Raw genomic sequence first — 12,478 nt, 5'->3', positions numbered from 1 at the left:
TGGATAGTGCACATTGAATAGAGCAAATTGGTTTAGCGTTCACAGCTGGCTTGGAGTGAAGTTGGCGATTATGCTGTGCTTTATCGTGCTCAGTGGCACGTTGGCTGTTATCTCTAACGAGCTAGATTGGCTAGCTAACCCAGCCAAACGGGTTGCACCATCAAGTGTTGAGGGGATGAATTGGCAGAAAATCTACACTGGTGCCCAACAGCAAGTACCGGTTAATTCATTGCGCTCTATTCAAGCCCCTTTACATCGCTGGTTTAGTGCTGAAGTTATCTACCTTGATAAAGATAAGCAGCGCCACCGAATGTTTTTTCATCCTACCACTGGGGGCTATCTCGGTGATGGGCGCTGGCTTAACTGGCAACGTTTTTTTCGTATGTTGCATCGTCACCTCATGTTGCCATTAACCCTAGGTATCACCCTTGTTAGCCTATTCGCCGTGGTAATGATGGCGATGTTGGTGTCGAGTATGTATATCTACAAAGGATGGTGGAAGCACTTTTTTCGCGCGCCGCGCTGGCAGCATCGCAAAACACGCTGGGTCGATTTACATCGATTAGTGGGCGTGTGGAGCTTATGGTTTTTGCTGATCATTAGTGTGACCGGCTGCTGGTATTTAGCTGAACGCTGGGGGGCCGATGCCACAAGCCCTGGGCGCCTAACAGCAACTAGTACAGAGGCGTTAGCTAACCAAAAGATGCCAAGCATACCCACATTTGCGGCAATGTTGTTAGACACGCAGCGGGTGTTTCCTGAACTGGCTATTGAACGGGTTAATTTTGCCAAGGAATCATCAGACGTGATAGAGATCCAAGGCCAAGGCCGCGCTCTACTCGTGCGCCCCAGAGCGAATTTCGTCACATTCGACCCTGCTACAGGGCAGCTTATTCAGCACCATGATGGCCGTGATTTAAGTGTGCACAACCGTATTTCAGAAGCTGCCGACCCATTACATTTTGGCGTCTGGGGAGGCATGTTTAGTAAAATAGTATATTTTATGTTTGGTCTTTTTCTGACGGGGCTTACTGTGACAGGAACCTATATGTACGGTATGCGTGTGGCGCGTATCTCACGCCATGAGCTAAAACCACGCAGACGCATTTGGCGCCAAGCTTTTTCTCACATGAAAGCACTGGGCTGGGTGTCAGCTATAGGCATATGCGTCAGTATATTTTATGGCGTATTTATCTTCTTGTATTAAATCTATTCATCCATTATTTGCTGGGTACGTCAGCGTGAATGACGAGCTTTAAAGAAGGGGCAAGTTCGTTTTTGGCCAACTGTATTTTTACACTAACGAGCAGTGGCAGTAACAGGGTTCTCAGGGAACGTGACACTAAAAAATATTTTCATTTCTTCAACACTGACTGAAATTTGGGCGTTAACAGCATCACAAAGGGTCTTAACAATACAGAGGCCTAGCCCAAAATTGTTCTCTGAACTTCTTGCATTGTCTTTTTGCCAAAGCGGATCAAACATCTGAGAGAGATCGTGCTCGGTAAGTGGAACCTTCATTGTATTGCTGATGGTGAATTTTACTTTTCCTTGTTTATCGCTTGTTAGTGCTACCTTGATGGGCGTTTCGTTTTTACTGTGCTCAATGGCATTATCAAATAGATTATTCACTATGGACTCTATGGCCATTCGATTACTTTTGATAATTGTTGTGCGTGTGGATTCAATATCAATACAGAGGCTCTTAAAATCTTTTTGTTGAGTAATGTTATCGATAAGTACATTGAGATTGATGTCGTCAGCTAAGTGTAGACGTTGATGACTGTATTTCTGAAGAAGCATCAAACCCGATATGATGCTTTTCATTCGATTTGCGATTTGAAGAACAGTCGGTTTGAAGTCTCTTTCTAACCTATCTTCTCCTGGGAATTTAAGTGCCACTTCGGTCATGTTAATTAACTCAGTGACCGGCGTTTTAAGTTCATGGGCAATATCAGACGTCAGCCGTTTTTCGCGAACATACAGTGAGTAGTTATCTTCAATGAAGTGATTAATACTGTCTGTGATAGGTGATAATTCTTCTACATCGTTTTCGAAGACGGTTCGAGAGAGCGGATCACTGAAACGCATTTCTCTTATTTTTTCGTTCAAGTTATCAATCGGTGTTAAAGAATAAGAAACCGTGTTCTTTACAACAAATCTGACGACGAGAGGAACGAGGATCAAGGCTAGAATGAATGCGACATCAATAAACCACAAAGTAAAGTTTAATAGTTCAACAGATGTTGCATAGGCAATGACCATAGGTGAGGCTGTTGGCTTTGATTCGCCAGCTAGCTCTTCTTCCATTTGAGGGATAAATTTAGAGTAGACTATTCTTCCTGAACGTCCGTCAGGTAGGGTCATGTCATTAATAACAAACTCATTTAAATTGATTGTGATTAACGGCAACTTATTGTCTTTGTATAAGGATAGCGTCGCCGATTTTTTAAATGCTTTGTTGTTATGCCAAAGCTGAAAATACTCAGGTGAATCTACCCCTTTGAACTCAGGTAAGTATTCGCCTGAGAAGTGGAAGTTTATGCCGTCTGTATCCTGCCTAACTAAGGTTTGCAATAAGCCGATTTTAGCCCTCATGGCATGGTTGAACTCATTTTCAACCCAATTATCTACCCCAATGTCGGCTGCCAACAATACGCTTATCACCAGTATTGAGATGACGATTGAAAGTCGTCTGGTTAAGGTTTTACGAATTGATTTCATTTAGCTCAACAACTTTATAGCCAAAACCACGTTTGCTTTTGATGGGTAGGGTCGCCCCTATATTGCGGGTCTTTTTTCTGGCGGACGATAAATGCGCTTCTATGGCGTTTTTTGATATGTAGTCATAGTTGCCAGAAAGATACTCGCTCAATTTTTCCGACGTGACGACTCGGTCTCGATTTAAAAACATACATTCGATGATTTTATATTCGTTCGGGGTAAGCTCAATACTTTGGTTGGCATACATTAAGGACTTGATTTGCAAGTCTAAGGTAAAACCAGCTACGACTATTTTGTCGTTTGCTTGGACTGCAGGGCCTCGCCTCATTAGATTAACTAAACGCGCACTCAATTCATCAAAAGAGAAAGGTTTGGTTAGGTAGTCGTCGGCACCTGCAAGAATGCCACTGACTTTATCGTTTGTTTCAGCGCGAGCGGACAATATTAAAACTCGCACATCAAGATTCTTTTTTCTTAGCGCTTTTAAAATGGCTAGCCCATCTATTTCAGGCAACATTAAATCAAGGATAACAAGGTCGTAATTACCCATAAGGGCCATACTTAAGCCTTCACTGCCATCCGCTGCAACGTCTACCGAATAACCGAGTTTGTCCAGTCCAATACTTAAGCTATTTCTGAGCGAGGCTGAATCTTCAATGAGTAATATTCGCATCATATCCAATGGGTTGATTGAGCATACCCTTAGTATACCTTTGGTTTCTTAAGATTCACTGAGGAAAATAAGATAAACCAAAGGGACAGTTTTTCATCAGTTAATCTTAAGTTTCACCTGCTACTGTCACAATTTCGCCTAATCGGTGGGATCGAACGTCAGCTAGAGATATGAGGGCAGAGTGAAAATTTCGATAGTGATACCAGCAAAAAATGAAGAAGAAAATGTAGCGCCAGTGGTAACTGAAATCTATAAGGCGCTGGATGATATTCATGATTTTGAGATTATTTATGTTGACGATGGTAGCACAGATGGTACCTATCAACGGCTTTGTGAACTAAAACGCGGCGACTATGGGCGATTATCGGTGATCAAACATAAATATTCCGTTGGCCAAAGTACGGCGATATGGACGGGTGTGAAGCACGCTAATGGAGAGCTTGTCGTTACACTTGATGCTGATGGACAGAACGATCCTGCTGATATTCCAACACTTGTAGAGCGAGCTTTAGCGATGCCGATTGGCAGCGACTTTTGCATCGCGGGTAATCGTAAGAATAGAAAGGATACAACGTGGAAACGTGTGCAATCACGCATTGCGAATCGTATTCGTAGCAACATCTTGGGTGACAATACCCCAGATACGGGGTGTGGCTTAAAGGTTTTGCCAAAACAAACGTTCTTAGCGCTTCCCTACTTTGATCACATGCATCGTTTTATCCCTGCGTTGGTGAGTCGCCTAGGTGGCGTGGTTGAGGTGAACGATGTGAACCACAGAGATAGGCAATACGGCCAGTCCAAGTACAACATGTTGGGCCGGCTTGGTGTGGGGATAGTGGACATAGTTGGCGTACTGTGGTTACAAAAACGCTGCAAAATCAAAGATATTGTTGTAGTTGTTGAGCGATGATAAGCAATCTGCTACGACTATTCTTACTGGCAATTGTGTTGCTTTGTGTGAGCCACATTGCAACGCAATTTCCTGGAATAGATACATTCAATCAGCAGTGGATTGATGCACATACACGTCATAACGGCATCACTGGGATAATCAATTTCATTGGTGTTTCTGTGCTCTTGTTGTCAATTGGACTGCCAAGGCAACTCGTTGCGTTTATGGGGGGGTATGCCTTTGGAGTGGCACAAGGACTGATTTATTCAACCTTGGCTGCTACCGTGAGTTGTTTAGTCGTGATGTGCATAGCTCGATATTTTGCTAAGCCGCTTATTCAACGATACTTTTCAGGGAAAATGACCAAGATAAACCGTTTTTTAGCGCAAGACGCGTTTATTAAAAGCATATTTGTAAGGTTGTTGCCGGTTGGTAATAACCTGCTGACGAATCTACTCGTGGGTGTGACAAATGTGAAAGTGATGCCGTTTATCGCTGGCTCGACCATTGGTTATGTACCTCAAATGCTCATATTTGCCGTAATGGGTAAAGGCTTGCTGATTAACGATAGCGCTAATCTTGTTATCAGTGTTGTTCTGCTTGGCCTAACAAGCGTTTTAGGCGGGTATATTCTGCAAAAATATCGTTATCAGTTCTCAAGCAAACCGAATGATCCTACCGAGATGAATGTGAAAATGGGTGCATAGCAAGCAAATGAATATAAACGATAAAGACCAGCTGTATTGGTACGGGCGCATCGCCCTTTTATTGGTAGCGAGTGTGCTAATTTTTATCGGCTTAGGATATAGAGACCCGTGGCCGGCAGACGAGCCTAGATTTGCGCAGGTAGCAAAGGAAATGGTTGAAACTGGGCAGTGGTTTTTCCCGACGAGAGGCGCAGAGTACTACCCTGACAAGCCACCTATTTTCATGTGGGCGATAGCATTTTTTTTATACCTTACAGGTTCAATCAAGGTGGCATTTTTGTTGCCTTCAGCCCTAGCAAGTTTACTAACGATATATTTGGTGTATGACCTTGGTAAACGTTTTTGGGGGCGAAGTGAAGCCTTAATCGCAGGGGGATTATTACTGTTTAGTTTGCAGTTTTTACTGCAAGCCAAAACCGCACAAATAGATGCCATGGTTACTTGCTGGATCACGCTTGGTTGTTATGGCTTGCTGCGTTTTTTGCTGTTGGAGCGGCGTTGGCGTTGGTATTACATGGCATTCTTCTTTATGGGGATAGGGGTGATTACCAAAGGGGTGGGGTTTCTTCCTGTATTGCTGTTGCTCCCTTATTATTTTTATCAAAAAAAATGCGCTATCGACAACAGCATGACAGCAAAACCTTATGACGTGTGGCGCTGGTTGGCCGGTCCGCTGTTCATGTTTGTAGCGATTGCATTGTGGTTGCTGCCTATGCTGGTGCAAGTCGAGCTAAGTCAAGATCCAGCCTTGTTTCAATATCGTGATAACATTTTATTTCGGCAAACCGTGACGCGCTACGCTGACTCATGGCATCACATTAAACCGTTTTGGTACTATATCATTGAAGTGATTCCGCTGTTTTGGCTGCCAATCAGCCTTGCGTTACCTTGGTTGGTGCCCAAATGGTATCGAGCGATAAAAAGCGGTGAGGGACGCATTCTGCTGCCCGCAGTGTGGGTGGTATTAGTCATGTTGTTTTTCAGTATTAGCCCAGGGAAGCGCGGCGTCTATATTTTACCGGCTCTGCCCATGTTGTGCTTAATTAGCGCGCCTTATATTCAGCAGTTGATTTTGCATACCAAGTTAGCACGTCTAGTGTGGGCTGTGGTTGTGCTGTTATCTGCGATATTTATTGCAACAGGGCTTGGTGGGTTGGCAGAGGTGCCTTTTTTAGTGAAGTTTGAAACAAAATTTGGCATTTCACCCTGGTCATTCTTCTTCGTTATTGGCCTGCTTGGCATGGCGAGTTCAGCGTTTAGTGCGCGAAAGTCTTGCTGGAAAGCTTGGCCGTTGTTTATTGCGCTACTCATGGTCGGTTACAGTACATGGGGTTATATATTGTTAGATGACGTTAAGACGCCTAAAAATGTCTTTCGCAATATTCAGAAAATAGTACAAGAGCAGGATGTGACGATTGCGTTGGTGAATTTTTCAGAGCAGTTTATTTTATTTTCGCCTTATTCGGTTATCCATTTTGGTTACCATACTGACACCCAAGCACAACTGGATGCGGCGTATCTGTGGTTAGCGGATGGCAATAATAAGCGCTATGTTTTGGTGGATGCGAAAGACGTGTCTAGCGGGTGTTTCGATTTAAGCAAAGCGCAACCGGTTGGCTATGCTCATCGAGCAAATTGGCTGTTGATATCATCAGATGCGAAAAAGGCCAATTGTGCGATAGCGCCATTGCACACTGAATTGAAACCCTATTATTATCCTTTAAATACCCATAATAGCGAGTAATGGTAAGGCGTTCCGGGACAAAAGTATAAAAGCCTGAAGGCTACAGTTAATCTTAAGTATTGCCTAAGTTTTAAACACTATCCTATGTGAAAATCTCACATAGGATAGTTTATTTTGAATGTAGGTCGTGCAATAAATATCAACCCATCTTCATCCCAGTTTGTCATTTATTCTTCACTTATTATTACCTTAGTGTTTAATTACCCTTTTATCGCTAAGGTGTATGCAAGTGTTCTTCCTGACACCTTGTGGGAGTGGGCTTTTTTTATATCTGTTCCCACTCTGCTTACCCTGATTAATATGGTCTTTGTGAGTGTATTTGGTGCGGTGTTTTTTCCGCGTTTAACCATTGCTATTACCTTTATCATCTGTGCTTTGTTATTTTATGCGGCGTTGGTATATGGCGTTATTTTTGATAGCAGCATGCTGCAAAATGTAATGGAAACGAACTCCGGAGAGGCATTCTCCTATCTCAATATGAGTTTTCTGGTGTTCTTTGCATTGCTTGGTTTAATGCCGGTCTTCGCCGTGTTAAATCAAGAAATTAAGGGCCGGCTCTCCACTCGCATTAAAACTTTGTTGCTGGTAAATGTACTCGCCTTAGTAGGGATATTCTTGATTGCGGCTTTTTTCTATAAAGATTACGCGGCAGTGGGGAGAAACAATAAGGGCTTGGTCAAGCAAATTATCCCCTACGCCTTTTATGATGCGGGCTACAAATACCTGCGCGATACCTACTTTTACCCACCTTTACCGTATCGGATTTTAGATAAGCATCCGGTCATCAAAGATGCTCAACACGCACAGCCACAGACACTGGTGGTTGTCGTAGGAGAGACAGCAAGAGCTGATAAGTTTGGAAGTAACGGATATTACCGTGACACCACACCGAATTTGCAACGGTTAAATGTGGTAAGTTTTGGTAATGTAATTTCTTGCGGCACCGCGACTGCAGTATCTGTACCTTGTATGTTTTCCAGATTAACAAGGGACAAATATGATCCTCGGATTGCCAGTAGCCAAGATAATGTATTGGACATTATTCATCGAGCGGGAGCAGCGGTCACTTGGATAGACAACAACAGTAGCTGCAAAGGCGTATGCAGTCGCGTAGATTCGATCGCATTCGATCCGCAACGAGACCCTACTTTGTGTGACGGCGACTTTTGCTTAGATGAAATTTTAGTCAAACTGCTGCAGCAGAATATGCAACAACACACTGAGAATAACCGAGTTTTTGTTTTGCATATGATTGGCTCGCACGGGCCCACTTATTATCGCCGATATCCAGAAAACTACGCCCGCTATCATCCGGATTGTCCAAGAAGTGATATTCAAAATTGTAAAGAGCAGGCGCTCGTTAACACCTATGATAATACGATTTTATATACTGACTATGTGTTGAGTAACGTGGTGAAATTACTAGAAAACATTCCAAATTCAGCCATGCTTTATATTTCGGATCACGGAGAGTCACTTGGTGAAAAAGGCCTTTATTTACATGGTTTTCCGTATAAGTTAGCCCCTGCTGAACAGACTCATATTCCAATGGTGTACTGGGATTCTAAGTTCAGTGATGCCGAATATAAGTCATGTGTTACACAGCGTGCCAGTCAGGCATTTTCCCAAGACAATTTATATGACACTTTATTAGGCTTAACCCATGTCAGTAGTGTTACTTATCAACCAAAAATGGATATCTTGAGCCCATGCAAAGCATAAAAAAAACGCGGTCACCGGTAGAGTTTGATCCCACAAACAAGCAAACGGGAATATTACGCCTTGTTTTGGCTTTGAAAAATTCCTTGAGAGCGTTGAAATGGCTGAGTAAAAATGAAGCGGCATTTAAGCAAGAAGTGCTGTTTTTACTCGTGTCAATTGTGGTTGTAGCGTATTGGAAAATCCCGATTGTAGAACGAGGCTTGCTGATATCATCTGTATTGTTTGTCATATTCGCAGAAGTGTTCAACACCGCAATAGAGGCGACAATAGACAGAATTGGGCGGGAAATTCACCCCTTATCGGGGTTAGCAAAAGATCTCGGTTCAGCTGGTGTTTCGCTCGCTATGCTCATTGCTGCAGTGCTTTGGCTCTCTATTTTGTTAAGCCATTTTTAGGGGGCATCATTTCTGGAAGCCTAGTACAAAGCGCATTGTGCCCAATAAGGAGACAATGCGCTGAGGGTGTTTATATTGCTATTTCAAATGACGTTGCCCCGTCAATACATAAACATGATTACGCCGCCTGCAATCATAAACAGGTTTTCAGACAAGGACACGAAGCCCAGTGGCACATTGCTGTCGCCACCTACGCAGGCGCACTTTAATTCGCGTTTATCAATATAGACAGCCTTTATCACCGAGGTGGCCCCGACACTGCCGATAAATATCGAGAAGGGAGCAACCGCCAACGCGGGCAGCCCAGCGACCATCGCCACACCCGCAAAAGCTTCAATAAATGGATAGATATAGGCATAGCGCAGCCACTTCATCGCCAGTAGGTCATAAGTGATGAATGAATTACTAAAGCTATATAAATCTTGCAGCTTTTGTACCGCGAGCATGACCATAGAAAATGCGATGAACAACATGAGTGAGCGAACCGAAAAGTATTCGCCAGTCACGAAGTATTGCATGCCTGCAGTGAGCAGTAGGGCTAGTGCAAATATACTAATTACGGGCGCATAAGTGGTGCCTGTTTGTCCTGCGGGTTCTTTACCAAAATAACTGCGTAAATCGTCGTACCCGCCCACGCGCTCATCGTCAATAAAGGTCTGTGGTGTTGTTTTCACATCGTATTTTGCCTTAAAACGATCGGTTTCTTCACGCGACGTTAGCTTGTGATCATCAACACTAAAGCCCTTTCTTTCCAACAAATCTTTTGAGCGTAATCCGTAAGGGCAAATGTGTTCATCGGTTACCATTCGATAAAGGCTGGCAGTTTTACTCATTTTGACCTCCTGGGGTTAAGGTGGTATTAAATTTAGGTACCGGTCGCTGCTGGGCATCGGCTTTTGTCAGGGCTTTGCCGTTTTGCTCTATGTCTTTGAGCAACCATTGCATTTGCTTAATTTCATCACGCTGGGCTTGAATGATGTTATCGGCTAATTCACTAACGCGTGCGTCTTGGATATTGGCTCTTTCACTGGTCAAAATGGCAATTGAGTGGTGAGGGATCATAGCCTTCATATAAGCGGAGTCAGACACGGTGACTTGTGAGCGAACAAGATAGAGGCACAGTAAAAACAGCGCGACGGCACCAATAAAGATCCCTGTGTTGCGCTTTTTATTGCGGTACATTCCAAGCATGAACAACAGCATAATGACCGCCATGGCCGACCCCATATACAGCGCCATATAGGTTCTTGTCTCGCTGAAAAATAGATGGGAGAGGGCGTACGTGTTCAAGTACATCATCACGAACATGACAAGGGTAGAAACGACAATCATTGCCAGAAATTTTAAGTAGGTCATGAGTAATCCTTACATCGTCGACTTGGGGTTAGTGAACAAAATACACACTTATTGCGGGATAATGTGCTGTATGGGAAAACGTTCAAGATGTGTACCAAAGGTATAAACTAGGGGGATACGACTCACTGAAGTGGGCCGGCAACGTGACTGATAGGACTAAGATGACGTATGCTACTTGATAGCTAATTCGTATTCGGCGTATGCTAATCGTGAGTGAAAACGGTACAACTTGACCTGCGCAACAACCTAGGAGAACTGCTGTGAAAAGGCGCCCAACGTCCAAAAAGGCGCTACCGCCAACATTCAAAAAAGCGCTAAGTAAAGCGCGGGTGAGCCGTACACAACACATAGCTAACTGGATTGAAAAGTGGCACATCACCCGTATTTTTGCCGGGCTAAGTGCATTTCTACTACTGCCCACATTACTGGCCATTATTATGGACATATACCTAGTAAAAGAAGAACGGGCAGCGAGAGAGCATGCTCGTGTGGTGAGTGCGTGGCAGTTGCTGACGACGAAAGCATCAGGAAACAGTGGAAAACGCGAAGCGATGGCGTATCTCAATGAACAAGGTCATTCTCTTGCCGGTGTGGATATCTCACCACCGGAAAATGCCAGCTATACCTATTTATATGCAGTGGATTTGTTCGCAGCGAATCTTCGAGGAGCCGTATTGAATGGCGTTGATTTGCGGGGGGCTAATTTAAAAAATGCTGATTTAACTGGAGCTGCGTTTGTTCGTGCAAAATTATCGGGCGCGGATTTTTCTGGAGCAAACGTGAATGCGGCGAATTTTTCAGGTAGCTTTATGAATGGGGTACAACTTAATAACCGTCATATCAGTGGAGTAGACTTTGCGCGCAGTGATTTATCGCATGCTCGTTTTGATGGGAGTGAAATTTTTCGTACCAGTTTTGCACAAGCTTATATGAAGGGAGTTAATTTTACTGCGAGCAAACTTTATAGCGTTAATTTTGAGGGCGCGATATTAACAGATGCCAACCTGCAAGGCGCCGCTTTATTTCAAACACGCTTTGATGATGCGGATATTCGAGGAGCCGACTTAACTGGCGTTTCTTTTTTGAATTGTGAGCGTTTAACGAAAGCTAAGAACTGGCAATATGCGTTGCGAGACAAAAACCTCACTTGTGACGTAAAAATCAGTAAATAACCCCGCATTATTATTGCGACGACGCGCGTGAATATCATAGCAATATAAAATGCAGGGAGACCAAAAATACCGATTCGAGAAGGCCTAGGCTTCCACGCTTATCAATACACTCATTATCAATAGACTCTTTATCAACAGACGCTTTATCAAAACGTTGACCGAGCCTTTTATAGGTATAGGTCAACTGCGCGATGAGTGAAAAACAGTTCTAGGCCAGCAGGTATAGGGTTACTGAGTATTTAGCGAGTCATAAACAACGACTTTCTCCCACAAGTGAGCGTATTCGTCGACGAATTTTTTGTGGATCGGATGCCGCTGATAATTATCTTGATCCTCAACACTGTTGAAGAACATCAACTCAGAAACTTGGTAGCTACTGTCAATCACATCACGAGAAACGGTCGATGCAGGAACACCCACATGTAAGGCTTGGATCTCTGGTATCGCTCTAAGGCTATTTAGCCCTTCAATTAAGGCATCCCGATCAGCGCTGGAGTCAGGGTTTTTAAGCCAGAAAAACACTGAGTGGATAACTGCTGGTGACGTGGCATTGGTGGGTGATGTTTCTGCGTTTACTGGCAGCGTAGCTGTGATAAATAAGCTAATAGCCATCCCAACACATTGCATAGTGTGCCTAATGGTACTGTGCGCTTTACTTTGCTTCATGTTGCTCTCCCTTGGTTGATTTATGACACATGGTTATTCCCGTTTATTTGAGAAGGTTAATTTAATTTAACCGCGTGTTAGTGTCTTTTGTAAAGAAACGGAAGTGGTTTAGCGGGATATATTTTTCATTATGCACACTGCAAATCACCTATACGTCATTTGAACGCTCGTCGAAAACGGCTGTGAGCACATGTTCAGCGTATGTTTTAGGCAAAGTACTTAGGGGATTTATGTCATTATTCGCTAGAGTTACGAAGACAACAATGGAATGGTCGAATGAAAAAATGGTGGCCCAACCCTGACTTGAACAGGGGACCTACCGATTATGAGTCGGGTGCTCTAACCAACTGAGCTATTGGGCCATTTTGAAATGTTGTTTTATTTGCTAAAGAAGTTAGCAAAGGTATAAAACGACGCGCAGTATAAG

The 12,478-nt window shown here is 43.6% G+C and carries 12 protein-coding genes and 1 tRNA gene; 7 read left to right on the top strand and 6 right to left on the bottom strand.

Translation table 11 applies throughout. From position 1 onward, the window contains the following. The first annotated feature begins 13 nt into the window (after positions 1-13). Positions 14-1,207, top strand: coding sequence for a PepSY-associated TM helix domain-containing protein (locus FX988_RS07770; protein ID WP_160179098.1), 1,194 nt, complete (start codon positions 14-16; stop codon positions 1,205-1,207). A gap of 92 nt (positions 1,208-1,299) precedes the next feature. On the opposite strand, the gene FX988_RS07765 is transcribed toward FX988_RS07770, so the two are convergent. Together FX988_RS07765 and FX988_RS07760 are read right to left on the bottom strand one after the other, a co-directional pair. Continuing rightward, entirely contained in the window at positions 1,300-2,724 is a 1,425-nt protein-coding gene (locus FX988_RS07765) for a sensor histidine kinase (RefSeq protein WP_160179097.1), read from the bottom strand. Then, positions 2,708-3,397 carry a response regulator transcription factor gene (locus FX988_RS07760; RefSeq protein WP_160182125.1) on the bottom strand — a complete coding sequence of 230 codons (690 nt, stop codon included), beginning with the start codon at positions 3,395-3,397 and terminating at the stop codon, positions 2,708-2,710. Before FX988_RS07760 ends, FX988_RS07765 begins: the two co-directional genes overlap by 17 nt. Positions 3,398-3,578: 181 nt before the next feature. On the opposite strand from FX988_RS07760, the gene FX988_RS07755 reads away from it, so the two are divergent. The 5 genes from FX988_RS07755 (at position 3,579) to FX988_RS07735 (ending at position 8,857) form a co-directional block, all read left to right on the top strand. Continuing rightward, entirely contained in the window at positions 3,579-4,307 is a 729-nt protein-coding gene (locus FX988_RS07755; protein ID WP_160179096.1) for a glycosyltransferase family 2 protein, read from the top strand. Between the two features lie 47 nt (positions 4,308-4,354). Beyond that, positions 4,355-4,996, top strand: a complete 642-nt coding sequence (locus tag FX988_RS07750) for a TVP38/TMEM64 family protein (RefSeq protein WP_254700749.1) — start codon at positions 4,355-4,357, stop codon at positions 4,994-4,996. 7 nt (positions 4,997-5,003) lie between these two features. Further along, positions 5,004-6,740 (top strand): ArnT family glycosyltransferase, encoded by a 1,737-nt coding sequence (locus tag FX988_RS07745; RefSeq protein ID WP_160179094.1) that lies wholly within the window; start codon positions 5,004-5,006, stop codon positions 6,738-6,740. 114 nt (positions 6,741-6,854) lie between these two features. Further along, a complete protein-coding gene (locus FX988_RS07740; RefSeq protein WP_160179093.1) occupies positions 6,855-8,462 on the top strand; it encodes a phosphoethanolamine transferase in 1,608 nt (535 codons plus the stop codon). Continuing rightward, positions 8,450-8,857, top strand: a complete 408-nt coding sequence (locus tag FX988_RS07735) for a diacylglycerol kinase (protein ID WP_160179092.1) — start codon at positions 8,450-8,452, stop codon at positions 8,855-8,857. The genes FX988_RS07740 and FX988_RS07735 overlap by 13 nt, the downstream gene beginning before the upstream one ends. Before the next feature lie 101 nt (positions 8,858-8,958). Here FX988_RS07735 and FX988_RS07730 read toward each other — a convergent pair whose 3' ends face one another. After that, entirely contained in the window at positions 8,959-9,690 is a 732-nt protein-coding gene (locus FX988_RS07730; RefSeq protein WP_160179091.1) for a MauE/DoxX family redox-associated membrane protein, read from the bottom strand. Continuing rightward, complete coding sequence (locus tag FX988_RS07725) at positions 9,683-10,213, bottom strand: DUF305 domain-containing protein (protein WP_160179090.1); 531 nt, start codon at positions 10,211-10,213, stop codon at positions 9,683-9,685. Before FX988_RS07725 ends, FX988_RS07730 begins: the two co-directional genes overlap by 8 nt. A 260-nt stretch (positions 10,214-10,473) precedes the next feature. Between FX988_RS07725 and FX988_RS07720 the strand changes: the two genes are divergently transcribed. Then, complete coding sequence (locus FX988_RS07720; RefSeq protein WP_160179089.1) at positions 10,474-11,385, top strand: pentapeptide repeat-containing protein; 912 nt, start codon at positions 10,474-10,476, stop codon at positions 11,383-11,385. A 228-nt stretch (positions 11,386-11,613) separates the two neighbouring features. On the opposite strand, the gene FX988_RS07715 is transcribed toward FX988_RS07720, so the two are convergent. Both FX988_RS07715 and FX988_RS07710 read right to left on the bottom strand, forming a co-directional pair. Further along, positions 11,614-12,051 carry a Dabb family protein gene (locus FX988_RS07715; RefSeq protein WP_160179088.1) on the bottom strand — a complete coding sequence of 146 codons (438 nt, stop codon included), beginning with the start codon at positions 12,049-12,051 and terminating at the stop codon, positions 11,614-11,616. 285 nt (positions 12,052-12,336) lie between these two features. Next, a tRNA-Ile gene (locus FX988_RS07710) sits at positions 12,337-12,413 on the bottom strand. Between the last annotated feature and the right edge of the window lie 65 nt (positions 12,414-12,478).

Origin of the sequence: Paraglaciecola mesophila (genome assembly GCF_009906955.1) — a bacterium.
GTDB lineage: Bacteria > Pseudomonadota > Gammaproteobacteria > Enterobacterales > Alteromonadaceae > Paraglaciecola > Paraglaciecola mesophila_A.
The sequence above is the reverse complement of the archived record's forward strand: the minus strand, read 5'-3'. Positions and strand labels throughout refer to the sequence as shown.